Source organism: Metabacillus indicus LMG 22858 (assembly GCF_000708755.2).
GTDB lineage: Bacteria > Bacillota > Bacilli > Bacillales > Bacillaceae > Bacillus_P > Bacillus_P indicus.
On the sequence record NZ_JGVU02000002.1, the window covers coordinates 511,478 to 532,720 of the forward strand.

17 protein-coding genes and 1 pseudogene are annotated in these 21,243 nt (G+C 44.7%); 6 read left to right on the forward strand and 12 right to left on the reverse strand.

The annotated features are described in order from the left end of the window. Positions 1–69: 69 nt before the first annotated feature. Positions 70–1,989 (reverse strand): endonuclease MutS2, encoded by a 1,920-nt coding sequence (locus tag AZ46_RS05770; protein ID WP_029280973.1) that lies wholly within the window; start codon positions 1,987–1,989, stop codon positions 70–72. Between the two features lie 479 nt (positions 1,990–2,468). On the opposite strand from AZ46_RS05770, the gene pxpB reads away from it, so the two are divergent. The 4 genes from pxpB to AZ46_RS05790 are packed head-to-tail and all read left to right on the forward strand — an operon-like array spanning position 2,469 to position 6,155. Then, positions 2,469–3,173, forward strand: a complete 705-nt coding sequence (pxpB, locus tag AZ46_RS05775; RefSeq protein WP_029280972.1) for a 5-oxoprolinase subunit PxpB — start codon at positions 2,469–2,471, stop codon at positions 3,171–3,173. Further along, on the forward strand, positions 3,170–4,174 hold the full coding sequence (locus AZ46_RS05780; protein ID WP_029280971.1) for a 5-oxoprolinase subunit C family protein: 1,005 nt from the start codon (positions 3,170–3,172) through the stop codon (positions 4,172–4,174). The genes pxpB and AZ46_RS05780 overlap by 4 nt, the downstream gene beginning before the upstream one ends. Positions 4,175–4,178: 4 nt before the next feature. Then, on the forward strand, positions 4,179–4,949 hold the full coding sequence (locus AZ46_RS05785) for a LamB/YcsF family protein (protein ID WP_029280970.1): 771 nt from the start codon (positions 4,179–4,181) through the stop codon (positions 4,947–4,949). A gap of 18 nt (positions 4,950–4,967) precedes the next feature. Then, entirely contained in the window at positions 4,968–6,155 is a 1,188-nt protein-coding gene (locus AZ46_RS05790) for an NRAMP family divalent metal transporter (RefSeq protein WP_029280969.1), read from the forward strand. 37 nt (positions 6,156–6,192) lie between these two features. Here the strand turns inward: AZ46_RS05790 and AZ46_RS05795 are convergent, their stop codons facing one another. The 6 genes and pseudogenes from AZ46_RS05795 to AZ46_RS22315 all read right to left on the reverse strand — a co-directional run bounded on the left by AZ46_RS05795 (position 6,193) and on the right by AZ46_RS22315 (position 13,942). Then, entirely contained in the window at positions 6,193–7,266 is a 1,074-nt protein-coding gene (locus AZ46_RS05795; RefSeq protein ID WP_029280968.1) for a glycosyltransferase, read from the reverse strand. 118 nt (positions 7,267–7,384) lie between these two features. Beyond that, positions 7,385–8,899, reverse strand: a complete 1,515-nt coding sequence (locus AZ46_RS20945; protein WP_051865259.1) for an NTTRR-F1 domain — start codon at positions 8,897–8,899, stop codon at positions 7,385–7,387. Positions 8,900–9,034: 135 nt separating this feature from the next. Continuing rightward, positions 9,035–9,622, reverse strand: coding sequence for a BclA C-terminal domain-containing protein (locus AZ46_RS22310; protein ID WP_051865261.1), 588 nt, complete (start codon positions 9,620–9,622; stop codon positions 9,035–9,037). A 334-nt stretch (positions 9,623–9,956) separates the two neighbouring features. Next, positions 9,957–10,361 (reverse strand): annotated as a pseudogene (locus AZ46_RS22570) (NTTRR-F1 domain); the annotation flags it as partial. 145 nt (positions 10,362–10,506) lie between these two features. Beyond that, positions 10,507–11,715, reverse strand: a complete 1,209-nt coding sequence (locus AZ46_RS05810) for a hypothetical protein (protein WP_029280966.1) — start codon at positions 11,713–11,715, stop codon at positions 10,507–10,509. Between the two features lie 1,240 nt (positions 11,716–12,955). Continuing rightward, positions 12,956–13,942, reverse strand: coding sequence for an NTTRR-F1 domain (locus tag AZ46_RS22315; protein WP_051865266.1), 987 nt, complete (start codon positions 13,940–13,942; stop codon positions 12,956–12,958). A gap of 145 nt (positions 13,943–14,087) precedes the next feature. Here AZ46_RS22315 and AZ46_RS05825 point away from each other — a divergent pair, with 145 nt between their 5' ends. Beyond that, positions 14,088–15,341: a glycosyltransferase gene (locus AZ46_RS05825; protein WP_051865268.1), complete on the forward strand. Its 1,254-nt coding sequence runs from the start codon at positions 14,088–14,090 to the stop codon at positions 15,339–15,341. 52 nt (positions 15,342–15,393) lie between these two features. Here AZ46_RS05825 and AZ46_RS05830 read toward each other — a convergent pair whose 3' ends face one another. From AZ46_RS05830 to AZ46_RS05840, 3 genes are read right to left on the reverse strand one after another with little or no spacing between them, the layout of a single operon-like run. Beyond that, on the reverse strand, positions 15,394–16,086 hold the full coding sequence (locus AZ46_RS05830) for an acyltransferase (RefSeq protein WP_029280964.1): 693 nt from the start codon (positions 16,084–16,086) through the stop codon (positions 15,394–15,396). A 12-nt stretch (positions 16,087–16,098) separates the two neighbouring features. Further along, on the reverse strand, positions 16,099–17,121 hold the full coding sequence (locus AZ46_RS05835) for a glycosyltransferase family protein (RefSeq protein ID WP_051865274.1): 1,023 nt from the start codon (positions 17,119–17,121) through the stop codon (positions 16,099–16,101). A gap of 13 nt (positions 17,122–17,134) precedes the next feature. Then, positions 17,135–18,118, reverse strand: coding sequence for a glycosyltransferase family protein (locus tag AZ46_RS05840; RefSeq protein ID WP_029280962.1), 984 nt, complete (start codon positions 18,116–18,118; stop codon positions 17,135–17,137). A 134-nt stretch (positions 18,119–18,252) separates the two neighbouring features. On the opposite strand from AZ46_RS05840, the gene AZ46_RS05845 reads away from it, so the two are divergent. Next, positions 18,253–19,248, forward strand: coding sequence for a DUF4855 domain-containing protein (locus tag AZ46_RS05845; RefSeq protein ID WP_029280961.1), 996 nt, complete (start codon positions 18,253–18,255; stop codon positions 19,246–19,248). A gap of 68 nt (positions 19,249–19,316) precedes the next feature. Here AZ46_RS05845 and AZ46_RS05850 read toward each other — a convergent pair whose 3' ends face one another. Then, positions 19,317–20,300, reverse strand: coding sequence for a glycosyltransferase family 4 protein (locus AZ46_RS05850; RefSeq protein WP_029280960.1), 984 nt, complete (start codon positions 20,298–20,300; stop codon positions 19,317–19,319). A gap of 3 nt (positions 20,301–20,303) precedes the next feature. Continuing rightward, positions 20,304–21,242, reverse strand: a complete 939-nt coding sequence (locus tag AZ46_RS05855; protein WP_029280959.1) for an NAD-dependent epimerase/dehydratase family protein — start codon at positions 21,240–21,242, stop codon at positions 20,304–20,306. Between the last annotated feature and the right edge of the window lies 1 nt (position 21,243).

A 21,243-nucleotide genomic window follows, 5' to 3' on the forward strand; every position in this document is an offset into this window, starting at 1 on the left:
ACTCCATTGATCAGAGTTTGTGCTGTTAAACATTTTACAGCACTCCTCCTCTCCGCCGATCCGGCACTCTCACTCCTCCCTGAAAATAGTCACATCCGAATGCCGCTTTTTCATTTGCGCGGCTTTTTTCCGGTTTTCTGCACTTTCAAACAGGATGTCGAAATCATAATCTTCCGGATACAGCTCGCTTGCGGCAATGTGGAGCTGAATGCGTTTGTGGTTTATGGTTTGTTTTTCCCCCTTTACAAAGACGATGTAGTTACCGGCTTTATCAGGGCCGCTGTGAACGATTGCGTAGTCCCCTGTTGCTTTAATCTGTACGTTGTCTCCCTGACTGTAGGTTTCATGAACAGGTTCATCCGTTTTTATACGCTTCGGCCTGTGCTTCAGGACGGACATTTGCTTTTCAAGCTCTTTGCGTTCTAAAAGATCATAGCTTTCCTTTGCATACTTTTTCTCTTCCTTGTATGTGATCTGATGGGCTTTTTCAATCAGCTCAGGATGCATGCCGAGGCGGAGTGCGATGGAAAATGCCTGGCTTTCTCCCCCCTGGCCGATTTTCAAGCGGTAGGTGGGTTTAAGAGTCTCCAGATCAAATTCCATAGATCCATTCATAAATCCATCTGTACTGTCAGCAAATTCTTTTATTTCGCTGTAGTGCGTTGTCGCAAGCAATGTTGCGCCTTTTTGATGAATTTTCTCCAGGATGACCTGCGCAAGGCCCATTCCCTCTCCCGGGTCTGTACCTGAACCAAGCTCATCAAGCAGAACAAGTGTGTATTCGTTTGTCTGCTTTAAAATTGAAATGATATTGGTCATGTGGGAGCTGAATGTGCTCAAGTTCTGTTCTATGCTCTGCCCGTCCCCGATATCAAGCAGAATCTGTCTGCAGATTCCGACTGAACTGCCTTTTTCTGCAGGGATGTGAAAGCCCGACTGAGCCATTAAAACGAGCAGGCCAACGGTTTTAAGAACGACCGTTTTACCGCCCGTGTTCGGACCCGTGATTACGAGAGACTGGAATTCACTCCCTATTTCAATTGTAAGGGGAACAGCACCAGAGCCAAGCAGGGGATGTTTTGCACGAATTAGAGAAATCCCCTTTTCTTCATGAATAGTCGGAGATGCCCCGTCTATTGATCTGCTGTACTTTGCTTTGGCAAACAGAGAGTCATAATGCACCATGACTTCAATGGACTGCAGCAGCTCTTTTTCACTTGCTTCTGCAAGTCCTGTTAAGTAGCTCAGTACTTTTTCTGTTTCAACTTCTTCCTGGGATGCTAAAAAATCGATTTGATCCTGCAGGGCTCCTGCCTCTTCAGGTTCAAGGTAAATGGTTGATCCTGATGCAGATGTATCCAGAATCGCCCCCTTTATTTTTCCTTTGTATTCCCTTTTTACCGAAAGACACAGCCTCCCTCCGCGTTCACTGATCGTGCTGTCCTGCAAGTAGGTTTTGTATTTTGGCGATTTCACCATGCTGTTCAGTTTTTCTTTCAGTCTGTCAAGTGCGATTGATAGCTGCTTTCTTATTTTTAAAAGGTCTTTACTAGCAAGATCATCCACCATACCGTTTCGGATGCAGCGGGTAATCTCAGCAGCCAAATCCGGGAGTTCCTCAATTCCGTATACATAAGAAGCCACTCTAGGTGCGAGCGTTTCTTTATCTTTCATAAATCTTTTCATTTTCAGACAATCTTCAATAAAAGCAAGAAGCTGCGTCAAATGGTGAGGCCGGAAAGGTGTTCCTTTATGCAGCATGCCTGTGATTCCTTCTATCCCTTCAAGACCTGAAACCGGCACACTTGAGCTCTTTTCCAAAATGGCGCAGGCTTCATCCGTTTCCGCAAGCAGCGCGCGGATTTGCTTTGCATGAAACAGCGGCTGCAGACTCCTGATTCTTTTTCTCCCTGACTCTGTCATCGCAAAAGCAGCGGCTGTTTCCTTAATTGTTTCATAATTTAAAATGTCAAATGTTTGCTGATTCAATGGGTTAACCTCCAAATAGTAAATGAACACAAAAAAGCCGCAATGAACAAACCTGTTCATTGCGGCTGAAATGGTTAATGGAATGCTTTCATTTTCCATACTGCTCTCATCCTTTACTGGAAAAAAGAAAAAACTGTGCAAATAGACACAGCCCCTGAGCAGATCCCTCTCATATGCTATGATTTGTTCTTAACTTATCCTTCTTGCGCATACTTAAAGAAGCACAGCAAATTGTAAAAATTTGCGCGCCGGCGCATGAAAGACCGTATGAAATTACGGATTAGTTAAGAACGGTACCTAACATATAACAAAACCCCTTTTTGAGGATGATGGTATGGAAAATAAGAACAAAAGCTACTTATAATGTATGCCACAGAGCCACTTTTGTCAAACTCACTTACAACGGTACATTTGAAATGTTCCCTTTCTTATTATAAGATGAATGACATCTGCAAAAAAAGACTTCAGGAGGTGCAGAAATGGATTATACAGTGAATCATATGGGAGACAGTACGGTGGTCATTGAGTTTGGAAAAACGATTGATCAAAAAGTGCACGAGCACGTTCAGCAGGTGTTCTCATTCTTTGAAAAAAAATCGCCCGACTGGATGATTGAGTGCATTCCTGCTTTTACTACGGTTGCCATCCTTTATGACCCTGTCAAAGTGTTCAGCCATACGAAAAAAGCACTTCCCCATGAAACGGTAACAGACTACATAAAAGACGCATTAAGAAACATAAGCACGCTCCAGCCCGCTGAAGGAAGAAAGGTAGAAATCCCTGTTTGCTACGGCGGCGAGTTTGGCCCTGATCTGGCATTCGTTGCAGAACATAACAGCCTGACTGAGGATGAAGTCATCAGAATTCACTCAGGAACAGAATATTTAGTCTACATGATCGGCTTCGCACCTGGTTTTCCCTATATCGGAGGAATGTCAGAAAAAATTGCCGCACCGAGAAAAGATACGCCAAGAACGAAGATTCCTGCAGGATCAGTAGGAATTGCAGGAAATCAAACAGGCATTTATCCGATTGAAACGCCGGGAGGATGGCAGCTTATCGGACAGACTCCCCTCCCTCTATTTCAGCCTGAAAGTGAATCTCCGAGTCTACTAAAAGCAGGAGATGTGATCACATTCAAACCTATCACAGCTGACCAATTCAAGGAGGAGAAGAGACCATGACCATCCTTGTTAAAAAGCCGGGTCTTCTTACAACCGTGCAGGACATCGGACGCTATGGCTTTCAGAAATACGGAGTCATTGTAAGCGGATCTATGGATACCCTCTCCCACAGGATCGCTAATCTCCTCGTTGGAAATGATGAACATGAGGCTGTCATTGAAATGACGATGATCGGCGCGCGGTTTGAGTTTCAGGACGATGCACTGATCAGTATATGCGGCGGAGATTTTTCCCCGACCATTGACAGCAGGCCCGTAAAAATGTGGAGACCCGTTTTAATCAGAAAAGGAAGCATTCTCTCTTTTGGACATGTAAAAAAGGGCTGCAGAGCTTATCTTGCTGCTGCAGGCGGTTATCTTACACCAAAAATAATGGGAAGCAAATCAACCTATTTAAGAGCCGGAATCGGCGGTGTTGACGGCAGAGCACTGGAAACCGGGGATGTGATTGAAATCGGCGGAAGGTCACCGTTTGCTGACTTCTGGTTATCACAGCTTCAGAAAAAAGAGCCTTATACAGAACTTCACTGGTCCGTTTCTCCGGAATTTCATCCTTTCGTCAGAGAAGAAGAAAAAGTACATCTGCTGAAAGGAAGACAATACGGCGATTTTTCAGAAGAAAGCAAAAAAGCACTGTTTTCTGAACCGTTCAAAATCACGCCGCAGTCAGACAGGATGGGCTACCGACTGGAAGGTCCGAAACTCATCCTCCACAGAAAAGAAGAAATGATTTCTGAAGCCGTCAGCTTCGGTACCATCCAGGTTCCGTCAGACGGAAATCCGATTATCCTGCTTGCAGACAGGCAAACGACCGGAGGCTATGCGAAAATCGGCCAGGCAGCATCCATTGATCTTCCGTACCTCGCCCAGTTCAAGCCTGGAGATTCTATTCACTTTAAAGAAATTTCTATAGATGAAGCCCAGAAGCAATTGCTCGAAAGAGAAAAAATGCTTCATCATTTTAAAGAAGGACTGCATCTGAAATTACATGCCGGGAGATGAGACTATGCGGAAAGTAGATATTAACTGCGACATGGGAGAAAGCTTTGGTGCATACACCATCGGAAGCGATGAAGACATACTTGAATTTATCACTTCTGCTAACATAGCATGCGGTTTTCATGCAGGTGATCCCTCCACTATGAGAAAGACTGTGCAGCTTGCACTTAAAAAAAACGTGGCAATTGGAGCTCATCCCGGTTTTCAGGACCTTGCGGGTTTTGGAAGAAGAAACATGGATTTAACGCCGCAGGAAATTTATGATCTCGTCGTCTATCAAATCGGATCGCTTGCTGCTTTTACCGCTTCAGAAGGCGGAAGAATGCATCATGTTAAGCCCCACGGGGCACTTTATAACATGGCATCTGTAGACCGCCCTATTTCTGAGGCGATCGCTGAAGCTGTTTACAAAGTAAATCCTGAGCTTATCCTTTACGGACTTTCAGGAAGCGAGCTTGTAAAAGCCGGAGAAAGAATCGGGCTGAAGACGGCAAATGAAGTCTTCGCTGACAGGACCTATCAAGATGACGGCACTCTTACTTCTAGAAAAAATCCACAAGCACTTATAACAAATCATCAATCAGCTGCAGATCAGGTCATCCAAATGGTTCAGGACGGCACTGTGATTTCTGCTGCTGGAAATACCGTATCCCTGAAAGCTGATACAATCTGCATTCACGGTGACGGTACACATGCACTTGAATTTGCACGCTACATAAACGCAAGACTTTCTGAGTCGGGCATCAGGATTCTTTCCACATTAGACGTATTAACATAAGATTCTGGAGGTACAGCGATGAAACAACAATCGAATTTCAGCCTGCTTCTTGGAGCTGCATTCCTGATGGCGACATCTGCCATAGGACCAGGCTTTTTAACTCAGACCACCCATTTTACACAGGCCCTTGCCGCAAGCTTTGGTTTTGTCATTTTAATGTCCATCTTAATTGATATTGGGGCTCAGCTTAACATCTGGAGAATTATTGCGGTATCAGAAAAACCCGCACAGGAAATCGCGAATGCCGTCCTGCCCGGTCTTGGAACGTTTCTTGCCATTTTGATTGTTCTTGGCGGACTTGCTTTTAATATCGGGAATATCGGCGGTGCGGGACTTGGAACAAACGTCATCTTCGGCGTTTCGCCTGAACTCGGCGCCCTGCTCAGCGGAATTGTTGCCATTGGTATTTTTCTGGTTAAAGAAGCGGGGAAAGTGATGGACCGGTTCGCTCAGGCAATGGGCTTTATCATGATTGCCCTCACTGTATATGTGATGTTTTCTGCACAGCCGCCGGTCGGAGAAGCAGCCGTTAAAACGTTTGTGCCTGATGAAATCGATTTTCTAGCCATTGTAACACTTGTCGGCGGAACGGTCGGAGGGTACATTACATTTGCCGGGGGTCACCGCCTTTTGGAAGCAGGAATTAAAGGAAAGGCTGCTCTTCCTCAAGTAACGAAGAGCTCAATCTCTGCCATCGGCATTGCTTCTCTAATGAGAGTTTTCCTTTTCCTTGCGACACTTGGCATCGTTTCTCAGGGACTTCAGCTGGATCCTGCCAATCCGCCTGCCTCTGTCTTTAAGTATGCAGCGGGCAACGCAGGATACAAAATGTTTGGTGTCATCATGTGGGCAGCAGCCGTCACATCTGTTGTCGGCGCAGCTTATACATCCGTTTCCTTCATCCGGACATTCAGCCCAGTGATTGAAAAATACCACAAATGGTTTATTGTCGGTTTTATTGCCATTTCAACTGCCGTATTTGTCAGTATCGGCCAGCCGGTAAAAATCTTGATTTTAGCCGGTTCCCTGAACGGATTAATCCTGCCTCTCGCTCTTGGCGTCATGCTGATTGCGGCTCATAAAGTAAAGCTTGTCGGTGATTACAAACACCCTGTCTGGCTTACTGTTTTTGGAGCAGTGATCGTTGTTGCCATGGCCATAATGGGAGGGTATTCACTCTTCACAGGACTTCCTAAACTGTTCTAAACAAAGAAAAAAGCCCTCACAGGCTTTTTTTCTTTGTTCATTTTCCGAGTTTTTTTTCAAAATAAGCTTTATTGCTCAGCACACTTTTGTCTTCCGGCCTGTATTTTCTGGCTTCTTCATTATGCTGATACGCTTTTTCTGCCTCACCGAGCCTGTCATAGCAGACACACATCTGAAGATGCGGGTACCATGTTGAGTAGGCAGGATAGCTGAAACTCCACCTGTTTTCATCCGGCACTTCCTCTACCGCTCTTTCGTACCAGTAGATAGCTGATTTGTAGTCTTTTTTCCGCTGAAAATTGTAGCCAATCCGGCTGCACGTTTCGGACCTAGGTGTTTTTGAAAAAGCAAACGATGCAAAAAGAGACTTTAATTCCTGGTCCAGGTCTCCCAAAAACCGGTAGCAGTCGGCTCTGTTGATGCAGGCATAAACTTTATCCTCAACCCACCCTTCTTTCAAGTCAATATTTTTCGTATATGCTTCGATCGCTTCCTGATAATGACCGTTCTCGCGCAATTCATTGCCGTAGTAAAAGTAATCTCTTGCACCGAATACGTCTCCGCGTTCAATTTTCATCTTGTAAATATTCAAATTACGGCCGACCGCATGCCCTGTTTTTTTATGGGTAATGGCGATATCTGAATTAATAATGTTGCCTGTGACATTCAGATAATTATGAACATCTCCCTCCCACCTGTAGTTTTTCGACGTTTTCACAAGTCTGTTGCGTCTGTAGCGGAGAGTCACATTTCCGAATTCATCAGTTCCGGCATTGTAGAACATGGACACGGAATCAACTGCAGGATCGAGCGTTTCCTTTAATTTCTTTAATTTCTCCTGATCCTCTTCAGACAAAATATCGTCTGCATCCAGATAGAAAATATATTCCTTAGTCGCGTGTCTGAATGACTCATTTCTAGCCGGTGCAAAACCGGTCCATTCATGGTTAAAAATCCGGTCTGTGTACTGTTTGGCAATCTCAATTGTTTTGTCCGTTGAGCCTGTATCAACAATATTAATTTCATCCACGATATCTTTTACACAATCCAGACACCTGGCCAGAACCTCTTCTTCATTTTTAACAATCATGCACAAGCTTATGGTTACCATATCATCTCTCCTTTTCCTTCAATGAACGTCACCATTTTGATTTTATGACTGCAGGGGTTTGTACTTTAACCGGAATTAAAAAAAGATCCATCGAAATTGATGAATCTTTCCATTTCTTCTATGTGAGGCTGAACAGGAATGTTTTCGTTCCGGTCAAAGTTGATCCGCTGTTTACAAAATAGTAATTTGAAGAAGTGTCAAGGACGAGTGGCCCCGTCCATGTAATGGTTCCGAACTGGCTGCTGAAAATCCCTGCAGGAGGCACGTCAGATACAGAACTGCCCACGGTGAAATTCCCATTAATGAAAGAATTTGTAATTTCGGAATACACTGCAATATTTACAGTACTGTTAATTCTGCTGTCCAGCATTCTCTGAAGCCGGAGTCCGTCGTGGATCATTGTACTGATCTGGCTGTTGTACATATAAGTGTTTAGCTGGCCCTGATGTCCCGACTGGACAATTCCCCCGACGACATTCGCATTGTGCATCTGAAACTCAATCGTTGTAAACGGATCACCTAAAGAAACATTTTGAAAAATAACATTTCCGCTAATAATCGCTCCATCTGTGTAATTGGTATGCGTGCTGACAGATGTGCCGTTGTCAAATGTACCGACAACCGTTACGGGCCGCGCACTGAAGGCTGGACCCTGATTCAAGTAGAAATCTTCAGCTGCCTGACTTGTCTGAACCGTAATGTTCCTCGGAACGGAAGACGCAAAATTCGCCAGCGTCGAATCTCCAAGCTGCCATGGACCCAATCCAAGAAGCTGCACATGACGTGCAGGCGGGATAACCACGTCTTCATTGAAGGATGAATTCGCTGCTATCAAGATGATAAGCCTTGCTCTCATCCCCAGTGATACGGCAAACGGGCTGGAAGTGGCCGCTGTTATGGCAGCCTGTAATGATGTGTACGGATTGGACGGTGTTCCGTTTCCAGGCCCAGTTGCATTAGAATCCGCCCAGATGATTGATTCCTGTCCCCATTCAAATATACCAGGACCTGTTGAACCGGTTGGACCTGTTGCACCCGCCGGACCAGTTGCACCGGCTGGACCAGTTGCGCCTGCCGGACCCGTAGCACCCGCCGGACCCGTAGCACCTGCCGGACCTGTTGCGCCCGCTGGACCAGTTGCACCTGTTGGGCCATTTAAAGGCTGTATCGTTAATAGAGCTACATCATCCGCAAGGATTGGAGCACTGCCAGCCTGAGGAAGCTTGTTAATAATAACAAGCGCCTGAGCAGTACCTGCAGGTGCAGCTGAGGTTGTCTGATACACCTCAAGCCACGTTCCGGTCTGTACATTCGGAAGGCGGTTGGACGGAATTGATGTGATCAGGCCGTATCCAAGAAATGCAAATCCCGCCGTGTAATAGGCTACAGTGATAGAAACAGGCGGACTTGGCTGTGGTCCATTTTTAGCAAGTGACACTAAAAACTCGAATCGTTCGGTAGGTGCAGCCGGTACAAATTGTGAGATGAAAGCATTTACTGTACCTCCGGAAAAGCTCGCTGCAAATGAGCCGCTGTGTGAAAATAATCCAGTGATGGAAGCCCCGGTTGCACTCCAGGGAGGGAATGAACCCGTTTCAAATCCGCCGTTTATGATTTTGTTTTGAATACTCAATTGTTCCCCTCGATTCTTGATTGTAATCGTTTCTACATGATATAATATGTCGAATTATGGAAACGGATTGTATCATAGCCCTAATCTAAAAAAATCCGCATGCAATGGCATACGGACTAAATGTTTTTCCTGAAACTACTCTACGCGAATAATCGTTAAAGCTGCACCTGTTGAACCGTCTCCAAGCAGAGTCGCAGCTCCGAGCAATCCGAAGAATTGAAGGGAAATCAAATCTCCAGCCGTCAGGTCTACTATAGCAGAACTATTGTACTGATTCAGTCCAACGGCAGGTGAAATAATTGTACCCGGTACCGGAGTTCCGCTGTTTACAATTCTTGAGCTGGCAAGAAGTCCTGCAGTTGTGTTGATCTGATAGCTGATATAATATCTTCCTGTTTCAGGAACCGTAAATACTGAATCAGTTGCGTCTACAGCAAATCCATCCAGATTCTGAATGCTGCCAAGCGGAATATTCGTTCCTCCAAGTACAATGGCAATTATAGTTCCTTCTGTATTCGCTGCGTACATTGAGCTTGAAGTAATACTGGATCCAGTAGGTCCCGGAGCACCTGTTGCACCCGGAGCACCTGTTGCGCCTGGAGCACCTGTTACGCCCGGAGCACCCGTCACACCTGGAGCACCCGTCACACCCGGAGCGCCCGTTACGCCTGGAGCACCTGTCACGCCTGGAGTACCTGTTACGCCCGGAGCACCTGTTAGCACCTGTCACGCCTGGAGCACCTGTTGCACCCGGAGCACCTGTTGCGCCTGGAGCACCCGTCACGCCCCGAGCACCCGTTGCGCCCGGAGCACCCGTCACACCTGGAGCACCTGTTACGCCCGGAGCACCTGTTACGCCCGGAGCACCTGTTGCGCCCGGAGCACCTGTCACGCCTGGAGCACCTGTTGCACCCGGAGCACCTGTTGCGCCTGGAGCACCCGTCACGCCCGGTGATCCGGTTGCTCCTCTTCCAGTTGGTCCAAACAATCCGTCAACCGTTGTTAAGAGGATATCGTCCACAAGAACATCAGAGGATGATACTCTCGGCAGATTATCTACAAGGACTAGGGCCTGTTCAGTCCCGATTGGAGCCAGCTCGGTCAGCTGATAAATTTCATTCCAATTATCTGTATCTACAAACGGAATACTGTCTTGTTCAATAACCGTAATCAGTCCATATTCAATAAATGTAAACTCTGCATCGTAAAAGGCTACTGACAATGTAATCGGAGCACTGAATTCAAGTCCTGTTCTTGCTAAAGAAACCTTTAATTCAAAACGCTCACCGGGATTTGCCTCCACAATCTGATATACATATCCGTTTTGGAAATCGCCTGAAAGGCGTGCTGAGAAATAACCGCTGTGTGAAAATTCCCTTGTTATACTAGCATTGAATGGAATCCAGCTGCTGAAGCTTCCCGTTTCAAAGCTGCTGTTGGTAATTCTATTGACAAGCGTCACTTAGTTCCCTCCTGTAAAAATAGAGTCTTTTCTATCTCTTTATTCTATGAATCTTTCAGGAGAGTGATATAGTCGTGGGACTAAAAATATGAAAATGGGCAAAAAAAAATAACCTGCAGATGAAAATCCTGCAGATTATTCTTTTTTACCAGTTCTCTGTTACTCTGAACATGGCTGTAACAGTATTTGTTCCTGGTCCGCCAAGTGAAGCAACAGCAAGTGTAACAATTTCATTATCCGGCAGTTCTGTATCTAATAGAAGTTCTGTAGTCAGTACACGTGTTGAAGAAGAGCCTGATGCAGCTGCTAGCCCCTGAAAAACTACTTCTCCACCGGTTATCGTTGTAGACGTAGTGTTTACTAGAAGGGCTGTTTCGTTATTTGGGATATTGGTCGTAGCGGTTGGATAAGTTGTAAAACTGCCATTTAACGTACCACCTATAATGACTTGAAATGCCAAATCTACATTTGTAATGATTTCAGCTGATTCAAATAAAACCTGAACCGAATTTGGTCTGCCTGAACCAGCAGGAAAAACCGGTTTTCGCGTGAAGGAAATTAAGGGAGTCAGTGTTGTCGTAATATTTGAGACGGTTCTGCGCTCTGACGTGTTCCTGAAGACGGGTTCGAATTTTCCAATAATACTGTACTGCCTTCCGCCAACAAACAGGTTAAATGGTGCAGCTGTACCGTTATTCTCAACTTCAGCCCTAAGCGGCAGATTCGGGTCTGTGAAACTGGTCTGACCCGTTGGATCAAAACGGTGTACGGTAATGACATCCTGCGCAAGCGTTGCAGGATTAGGCACAACTACCCTGAATTCAATGACTCCGTATCCATACCAGGTGAAGACTATCAAAAAGATATTCCCGTCAGTCAAATCAAGGGTTGCTCCGCTTGGACCAGTTCCGTTTAGCGGATCTACATTCCAAGATGCCTGTGGGATAAGAGTATCTGTTCCCGCTCTTCTGATCCCCACAAATATACCGGTACTGCTGTTGCCGAAAAAAGCTCCATTTTGCGAGTCGTAAAGTCCCCACTGCGCGGTCTGGTTACCGACAGGAGCCGCAGGCTGCCTGACAGCAATCCCTGATTCACAAGCATACCCCGGCTCATATCTTCCTCTTTCTGCACTGTCCAGAATGGCTGAATCTGCAGCTCCTGCGGTTGTTAAGACAAATTCGGTAGCGTTATTCGTTACCGTACCTGTACCAGTGGTTGTTACAATATCCCTTAAATCGGATAAACCATAGGTGGAAGTTAGCTCAATAATGGCCGTTTTTTGGGCAGTCATCAGCTCACTGAACTGGGAACTGACATCAGGGCCAACATTGCTGATTCTAATATCAGCCATATGAAATCCCCCTTTTCACTTTATTTACATTGACTTTTACCATTCTTCTGTCACCCTGAATGTAGCGGTTACAGAATTGCTTCCACCAAGGAGATTCGCTACTGCAAGTGTTATTGTCGACGTATCAGGAAGCTCAAAATCCAGGAGAAGGGCTGAAGCAAGAACTCTGCTTGATCCGGAAACGCCTGCTGCAAGTCCCTGAAGAATAACCTGGCCACCAGTAATCGTGGTAAGGGTGTTATTAACAAGCAGTGCTGTTTCATTTAACGGGATGTTTGTAGTCGCTGTAGGAAAGTTAGTGAATGTTCCGTTAATCGAGCCATCTAAAATAATTTGATAGTAAATATCATCAGATGTCACAATGTCAATTCCTTCTAGTTTTACGCTTACAGAATTTGCCCGGGCTGATCCTGCAGGGAAAATCGGCTTTCTCTGGAAAGAAATAATTGGTGTGAGCGTTCCGGTTGCAGTCACCGTTCTTCTCTCTGATGTAATTCTGAATACAGGATCATAGCTGCCTAAAATACTGTATTGTCTTCCTCCTACAAAAAGCGTAAGGGCCGAAGCAGTACCGTTATTTGATACCTGACCTCTTAAAGGCAGATTAGGATCAGCAAGGCTGGTCTGGCCAACAGGAGTAAATCGATTTACCGTTATCACTTCCTGCGCTAAAGTTACAGGATCTGGAATAACCACTCTAAACTCAACAACACCGTACCCATACCAGGTATACACAATCTGGAATATATTTCCGTTAGCGAGATTAAGAGTTGCCCCGCTTGGTCCTGTTCCATCTAGAGGATCAACGTTCCAGCTCGTTTGCGGAATGAACGTATCAACACCAGCTCTTCTGATTGCCACAAAAATACCGTTTGTCGTATCCTGCCCAAAATAATAGCCATTTTGATTATCAAAGTAACCCCAGCTGACCCTTTGCGCCCCTGTAGGAGGTGCCGGAAGCCTTACACCGATGCCAGCTTCTCCGGCATATCCTGATTCATACCTTCCTCTTTCAGCACTGTCAAGAATGGCGCTGTCAGCACCATTGGCTGCTGTACTAACAAGGTATTCAGTAGCATTATTGGTTACAGTTCCAGTTCCGGTTGTCGTAACTGTATCCCTCAGAGTGGAAACCCCATACACAGAAGTTAATTCAATGATAGGTGTTCTCTCAGCTGTTCTAAGTTCGTCAAACTGCGAGCTGACATTTGGACCGACATCAACAATTGTTGCATCCGGATCAAATGTTCCTGTAGCTCCAGTGGCACCTGTCACTCCTGTAGCTCCAGTTGCGCCAGTAGCACCTGTTACGCCTGTAGCTCCCGTTACTCCGGTAACACCTGTAGCACCTGTTACGCCTGTAGCTCCAGTTGGTAACACCTGTTGCGCCTGTAGCACCTGTTACGCCAGTAGCTCCCGTTACTCCGGTAACACCGGTTACTCCTGTAACACCTGTTGCGCCTGTAGCACCTGTTACGCCAGTAGCTCCCGTTACTCCGGTAACACCTGTTGCGCCGGTTACTCCTGTAACACCTGTTGCGCCTGTAGCACCTGTTACGCCAGTAGCTCCCGTTACTCCGGTAACACCTGTTGCGCCGGTTACTCCTGTAACACCTGTTGCGCCTGTAGCACCTGTTACGCCAGTAGCTCCCGTTACTCCGGTAACACCTGTAACACCTGTTGCACCTGTTACTCCTGTAGCTCCTGTTACGCCAGTAGCTCCAGCAGGACCAGTGGCTCCAGTGGCTCCACCAGCAAGAGTTCCAATAAATGAGATGTCATCCGCATAAATATCAGCTGTACCTGCCAATGGGAGTTTGTTGACGAGCACCATAGCCTGAACCGCTCCAGCAGGTGCAGCGGATGTCGTCTGATATACTTCAATCCAGGTATCATTCTCTGAGAGAGGAATGGTGTTCGCTGCAATGTTGGTAATTAATCCATATCCGAGAAACGTAAACGATGCATCGTAATAGTTTACGGCCAGGGTCATGGGCGGCGAAGGCAGGCCTCCTGATTTTGTCAGAGATACAATCATTTCAAAGCTGTCGCCTTCAGCAACTGTTACCAGCTGATAAACAAACGCGTTTACGTTGCCGCCAAGAAGCCTGACGGATCTAAAACCGCTGTGGGGAAACGATGTAGAGACAGTCGCATTCAATCCTACCCACGGCGAAAGAGATCCGGTCTCAAATCCGCCGTTTACAATTAAATTTTCAATTGACACTACTAAACCTCCAATCTAATTTCATATCTATAAAGGAATATAGAACAGAATATTATATGTCCGCATAATTTATTTGAATAGTCACCGTCCTATTTCTTTGAAAATATAAGGTCAAATTTCAAATTTGTTTAATAAGGAGGATTCAATGAAAGAATTGATGGAGACATTATCAGTGCTTCTTAGATCTGGTGATTCAGCACTTTTAAAGGAAAACGAAAGGAACATAAATAAATACTTACACGAAGCTCAGCGAGAATTGACGAAAGGTGAATTTCAGCAAGCATGGCTATGGCTGGTGATGGGCAAGATTGAAACCGGTGAAAAAGAAATTATTCAGTCTCTTTTGAAAAAATATTTTAATTTTATTAAATTACAGAAGCCAATCAGGGTTCTGCACGGATCAATTGAAATTGCTAATCAAATGGCAACAATTTCAAAAGGACTCGAAACTGACCCGGATATTCTTTCGCACACTGTCAATTATTATCCCTATTACTTAAACTACAGTTCTACTTACACTTGGAATTTGTTGAATCAACGAAGCACAAAAACACTGAACAGAAAGTTAAGAGAGTTTTCAGATGAAATTTGCTGCAACTACAATGTACTTCATTTTCATTTCGGCACTACGCTGACATTTGACTATTCAGACCTTTCTGCCTATAAATCCAAAGGGATTCCTGCTCTCATGCATCACTGGGGAAGCGATGTACGGCAATTATCCCTGGCGTTGAAAACAAATCCCTATGCCCGTGTTAAAGATACTAACGAAGAAGGCATCAAACGCAAGCTGGAAGTTCTGGGATCCTTCATCTCTCACTGCATCATTCCTGATTGGGAGCTGTATCCTTATGTAAAGGATTATTATGGGAAAGTAGAAATTGTCCCTTCTGTTATTGATGTCTCAGCCTATCCTTGTAATACAGAAAATGAGATCAGCAAAAGACCTTTAATCGTTCATGCCCCGACTTCTCCTTATATTAAAGGCACTCCGTCCATTCTAAAAGCCGTTGAAGACCTTAAATTAACCCATGCTTTTGACTTTGAACTGGTGCAGGGACTTTCGCACAAACAGGCGGTAGAAACGTATAAAAAGGCGGATATAATAGTTGACCAGCTCCATATTGGCAGTTACGGACTTTTTGCTGTTGAATGTATGGCTCTCGGAAAACCTGTTGTATGCTGGATCACTGATGAGATGAAATCGCGCTATCCAAAAGATCTTCCTCTTATAACTGCCAATCCGGATACAATCAAAGAGACATTGAAGAAACTGCTTGATAACCGGGATTCATTAAAAGAGACAGGAAACCTCGGCCGAGCTTATATCGAACAGGTGCACGACTGCCACAAAGTAAAGGTGCCTTTAAAGAGGATGTACTCCGAACTTTTAAACTAACCAGAAAAAACAGGGGGATTAGATCCACCCTGTTTTTATAATGATGAATGTGTTATTTTATTACCCGTGCCGGATTGCCGACAGCTGTTTTCCCTGCCTCTACATCTTTGGTAACCGTTGCACCTGCACCTATTACGGCATTTTCATTAATCGTAATACCTGGAAGCAGCGTTGCATTGTTGCCGATTTTTGCTCCTTTTTTAATAATCGGACCCTGATAAGGATAATTACCCTCACCCATGTATTTGTCGTTGGATGTTGAAACACACGGACCAAGAAATACTTCATCTTCTATGATCATGTCTGCTGTCACATAGCACCCCGTCTGAACAGTGACTCTACTCCCGATCATCGTGTTTGTTTCTACAATCACATTTCTTCCAATAATAGAGTCCTCTCCCACCTCCACTTTCTCGCGGATGCTTGAAAGGTCACCGACAAAAGCCCCCTGCTTCAGCAGCAGGTTCCTGTACAGCACCGTGCTGCAGCCGATGCGCACATCATCATTAATGACAAGCGGAGTAAGAGCTGCTCCGGGCTTGCGGGCCATTTTTTTGTTTTTGGAGGTTGTTTTCCCAAGTACGGACAAGTCTCCAATTTGAACCCTGTTTCCAATCTTGGTGTCTTTTTTTATGATGACGTGATGGCCGATTTCGGCGTCATCGCCAATTTCAACATTTTCTTCTATGACAACATGCTCACCAAGGACGACATTGTTTCCGATTTTTGCTGAAGGATGAATCATACAGCCTCTCCTTTACGATGAAACTTCCTTATAAATATCCAGCAGAAACGGCATAACAACAGAAGCTTCATGATACCGTTCTACATATTTTCTGCCCGCCATGCCAAGTTCTTTAAAGCAATCTATGTTTTTAAGCAGACCTCTAAGTTCCTGGTAAAGCGTATCCGGATTGGCTGAAACAATCGGCAGAGTTTGAGGAAGGTTTGCCTTGATATCAGGGCGGATGTAGCAGACAACCGGCTTGCCGAGCGCCATGGCTTCCACACTCAGATTTCCATATGCCCCGCACAAAATCTGATCGATGACAATGTCCGCACGCTGGTATACAGCAACAGCCTCTTCGTGGCTCATTTTTTCTACACGGATATAATCCAAGGAAAATTTCGTCTTTAGCTTGTCAATCGTCTCCTCGATCTGCTCCGTTCCTTTGAACTTTGGAAGAGTCGGTGCATGGACAATCAGCGGTTTTTTTGTTTTGGCGGGATATGCCGGAACGTACTTATCGGTTTCAATCAGTCTTGGCAGAATATAGACTTTCTTTTTTCTGGCATGATAGTAATCTTTCACATACTCATATAATTCATGGTCCTGAACAATGGCTGCGTCAGCGACTTCTGCAAACAGCTGAAGGCTGTTATGAATCTTTTCGGCATCATGGGAAGCTTCTGTATTCACGTAAGGATTTTCGTAGTTTGCTCCCTTTCTCGCAAGCTTGGGAGCTCTGACATCATTTCCCCTGTGATGCATGATGATTTTCTTCCCTGCCTGCTTTAATAGTTCAAGATCCTTGTAGCTGTCCATAAAAGAATAGCCGTTGTGCAGGTGATAGATGTCATAATGCTCGAACGAATTTTCAAATATTTCCATAAGTTCAAAAGCATCGGTATTAAACGTTTGCTTGTAATTCAGATAACTGATAAAAAAATTGTACGCTCCAGATTGATACCCGTATTTTCTAAGCTGGGAGCTGATCAGGCCGACTTGCCCCGCAATCTCTACAGGAGCATGCATAATCTTAATGTTTTTATCGAGCAAACTGATCAGCTCCTTATAATGATTTGTAAATCTCGAGAAGGTAATCGGCTACTACGCTGCTTGCATGATACTTCTCAGCATATTTTCTGCTTGCTTTTCCAATTTCCGTCATTCGTTTCCGGTCTTTTAAAAGATCCGTAAGGACTTGATCGAGGTTATCAGGATTTGCGATGACGATTGGAAGATCACTTGGGAATTTCTCTTTCACATCATCCCTTACGAACGCAACGACAACCTTGCCCATTGCCATCCCTTCCACACTCAGCATGCCGTATGATCCGCACATGATCTGATCGATGATGATGTCAGATCCGCTGTACATGGCAAGAGCTTCTTTATGGCTTTTCTTTTCAACGATCTGATACTCAAACGGCACTTTTCCCTTTATTTTATCAATGGCAGCCTCAACGTGCTCTGAACCCTTGAATTCGCGGTTTGTCGGCGCATGAATGATGACCGGCACTTTGTTTTCTCCAGGGTATCTTGGTTTAAACTTATCAAGGTTGCAGGCGAGCGGCATAATATAAACTTTCTCGTAAAAATCAGCCACATGATTGATCATTTCCCCGTCCTGCACGATGGCTGTTTTAATGTATTTTGAGTTGAATGCAAGGTGCTCGTGAATTTTTTCATCCGAATAATAGCCGATCGGCAGCGGATATGGATTGTATTTTTTCACGTTGCCGACTGTACGCACATCAGAGCCCCAATGCTGCATGATCAATTTTTTTCCTGTTTCCGCAAGAGTCGGTAAATCATAATTTCCCGTGAGAAATGTATTGCCATTGTGAAAGTGGAGGACATCAGCATTTGCGACAATGTCGGATACAACATTTTTAAGCTCAAATAAATCGGTATTAACAACATGGGAATGATCATAGTTAATATAGCTGTGAAACCAGTTAAACCCTGCAGCATCATACCCTTTTCTTCTTAACTCATTGCACAGAGTACCCATCTGTCCGGCAATTTCAGTTGGGCAATGGACAATCTTCATTTGCAACACTCCTTCTCGCATATCTTATTCCGTCCGTGAAAGAAAGGTTATAAATTTGAGGTTTTCACACATAACCTTTTATAGTAAAGCGCCATATGCTGTACAGGAATGACAATTAAAGGAGTGATTGCACGTTGTCTGGATATTTAATGGCAAGTGAGCTTTCCATCCACAAATCGATTTGCATGCTCCCATGCGGGGGTCTTTCAAATCATGACAGAACAGACTGGACGGCGGATGAATTAGCCTTTTATCAGGTGAATCAGGAAAATCCTGCTACACCTCAATCTTTATTCAAAAGTTTTATCTTTAATCCTGTTTCTTTCAGAAAAGACCATTTTATTCACCCGATGTTCACAGGCTTCGGCGAGCAGGCGGATGTAAAGGACTGGACCCTTGCAATTGAGCACTTCTTTAAAAAGGATGCAAATCTTTATGCCCTGAATCAGACAGCTCTTGAACGGACTGAGGTATGGGCAGCCGTTCCTTACCCCGCTCACCATCAGAAAGAGTTCGGTTCTGTTAATGGAAAGAAACTTGACTTCTCTTCAAATGATGACCGACTGACCGCTGTAAAATGGTGGATTGATCAGTTCCTTTCAAGATGGGAAAAAGAAAAAGCCAGCCTGCCAAAGCTTGATTTTAAAGGATTCTTATGGCAGCGCGGTTCGATTCAGGAGAATGATGAGCCTGTTGTAACCGGCTTTACCAGCTACACGAAAGAAAAGAAGGTTTTCTCGTTTTGGCTGCCTTTTTTAGGCTCTTATGGCGCGATCAAATGCAAGGAGCTCGGGTTCGATGCATCGTGTGTTCATTCCAATTATTATGGAAATACACATCTTGATTACAACTGGATCATACATTCTACTAATTTTGCCCAGTTCTATCATACCGGGGTGCAGATTGTTTACGGTAAAGGCGTTACCTTTAACGACACCCACATCCTTGATTATTTAAATTGGGGCACTAAAGCTCTGTATATGACAAATGATGCGGTTGTCGTCTATCATTTCCCTAAGCAGACAATGAAAAGTATTTTCTTAGAAAACCGTTCCATATACGGGCAGATCGCCTCGTTTTTAAACAAAACATACAAATGGACTCCTTATCCCGGCATGCCATACAAATAAGGACAGAAGAAAAGCCGCTTTTTACAGCGGCTTTTTTTCATGTAAGAAACCGGCTTTTCAGGCCGCTCTTATAAATTTTTATAAATGCTTATCAGTTCATCCACAACAACATGCTTGCAGTGGTAGGATTCTGCGTACTGCCTGCCCTGTCTGCCGATGGTCTCCCTAAGCTCTGGATGCTTAAGCAGACGCTCGACTGCATCGTGTACGGTTTCCGGATTAGCATTTACGATAGGAAGCGTATCAGGAAATGTATGAACAAGGTCAGGTCTTACAAACGTCACCACCGGCTTGCCGAGCGCCATGGATTCAACACTTAACAGCCCGTATGAACCGCAGAGAATCTGGTCCACAATGATATCTGCTTCTTTGTAAAGGGAAATGACTTCAACATGATTCATTTTTTCAATGCGCCTGTAGGTAAATTCATAGCGGCCCCTGAGCTTTTCAATAGCCGCTTCAACATGCTCTGTCCCTTTAAAATCAGGATTTGTCGGTGCGTGAAGGATGAGCGGAACTTTTTTATCCTTTGACGGATATGACGGCTTGAACTGGGAAAGATCAATTGCAATCGGGAGGACATGCACTTTTTCATAATAATCCTTTACATACTCATACACTTCATAATCCTGGACAATCGCTTCTGGAATAAAAGCAGACACTTTGGTTAAGCGTTCATGCATAATCTCGTTTGGAGGAGAATCCCCTGTGTAGGCAAACGGGTTTTTCTCTTTTGCCATCTCATGAAAACGAACATCATTGCCCCAGTGATGCATGATCATCTTCTTTTGCTTCTCATAAATTTTTTTTAGATCACTGTATTGTTTGCACATCGTAGTATTGTAATGAAAATGAAAGAGATCATGCTCCTCAATCAGCCGGTCCTGATTTTTTTCCAGAAACTCTTCATCGGTGTTCACTAAATAGTCCTTGTACCCCAGATACGAGTGAAAGGTGTTGTAGCCAAGCGACTTATAGCCTTTTTTCTCAAGGGCAGAACTTAAAATGCCCATTTGCCCGGCGATCTCAGTCGTTCCATGAAAAATGTTCATCGTTCACGATCCTTTCAGCCATTCATGCGTTTTTGTAAGCCCTTCAAGAAGAGAGTGCCGGTTTTTCCATCCAAGCTCTCTTTCTATTTTCCCGGTATCAATACATCTCCTTTGCACCACATCAACACTTCTTTTAGGCGCAAATGCATTGCCGAGTGTCTCTTTTGCAGCAGCTTTTTTCACACTCGCTGCAAGCTGAAGGACACTCGTTTCTATACCCGTGCCGACATTGTATTTTTCACCAAGTGCAACGTCTGACACAGCAGCAAGAATTGTCGCATCCATAGCATCCTCAACATACGTAAAATCGCGGGTCTGCTTTCCGTCCCCGAAAATCTCAAAAGGCTGATCGCTCCCCGCTGCATCGAAAAATTTGGCGATGACTCCGCAATATGGATTGGAAATCAGCTGGCCGGGACCGTAAACATTTGAAAAACGAAGAGTGGTGACAGGCAGATGATACATATTAAAATAAACGTCGCAGTAATGCTCTGTTGTAAACTTGCTTGCTGAATAAGGCAGTTTTATATTGTAGTAGGTTTCAGGCGTCGGAAGGATTTCTGCATTCCCGTATACAGAAGCTGTTGACGCATATACAAACCGTTTCAGCTGCGGAGATAATTCTTTAGCCTTTCTTAAAAGCGTGAATCCTCCAAGAACGTTCGTGTGAAAGTCCGAATAAATGTTGTCTACTGACAAAACAAGGTTTTTACAGGCAAAATGAAAAATATAATCAACTTTCGGGAGAATGTCATCCAGAACTTTTTCATCCGTTATACAGGCTTTATAAAACGTGATTTTATCTGTCTCAGGAAGGGCTGCAAGCGTACCTGTCGAAAGATTGTCAATAATATAGAGATGGTCTGAGGTAGGAAGCAGCGTTTTTACGAGCTGTGACCCGAGAAAGCCTGCACCGCCTGTGACAAGGACATTTCCAAACATG

Excerpts from the sequence above, each read along its gene's own strand:
- pxpB (WP_029280972.1), top strand. The coding sequence starts at position 2,469 with ATGGATTATACAGTGAATCATATGGGAGACAGTACGGTGGTCATTGAG.
- AZ46_RS05780 (WP_029280971.1), top strand. The coding sequence starts at position 3,170 with ATGACCATCCTTGTTAAAAAGCCGGGTCTTCTTACAACCGTGCAGGAC.
- AZ46_RS05785 (WP_029280970.1), top strand. The coding sequence starts at position 4,179 with ATGCGGAAAGTAGATATTAACTGCGACATGGGAGAAAGCTTTGGTGCA.
- AZ46_RS05790 (WP_029280969.1), top strand. The coding sequence starts at position 4,968 with ATGAAACAACAATCGAATTTCAGCCTGCTTCTTGGAGCTGCATTCCTG.
- AZ46_RS05795 (WP_029280968.1), bottom strand. The coding sequence starts at position 7,266 with ATGGTAACCATAAGCTTGTGCATGATTGTTAAAAATGAAGAAGAGGTT.
- AZ46_RS05810 (WP_029280966.1), bottom strand. The coding sequence starts at position 11,715 with ATGGCTGATATTAGAATCAGCAATGTTGGCCCTGATGTCAGTTCCCAG.
- AZ46_RS05825 (WP_051865268.1), top strand. The coding sequence starts at position 14,088 with ATGAAAGAATTGATGGAGACATTATCAGTGCTTCTTAGATCTGGTGAT.
- AZ46_RS05830 (WP_029280964.1), bottom strand. The coding sequence starts at position 16,086 with ATGATTCATCCTTCAGCAAAAATCGGAAACAATGTCGTCCTTGGTGAG.
- AZ46_RS05840 (WP_029280962.1), bottom strand. The coding sequence starts at position 18,118 with ATGAAGATTGTCCATTGCCCAACTGAAATTGCCGGACAGATGGGTACT.
- AZ46_RS05850 (WP_029280960.1), bottom strand. The coding sequence starts at position 20,300 with ATGAACATTTTTCATGGAACGACTGAGATCGCCGGGCAAATGGGCATT.
- AZ46_RS05855 (WP_029280959.1), bottom strand. The coding sequence starts at position 21,242 with ATGTTTGGAAATGTCCTTGTCACAGGCGGTGCAGGCTTTCTCGGGTCA.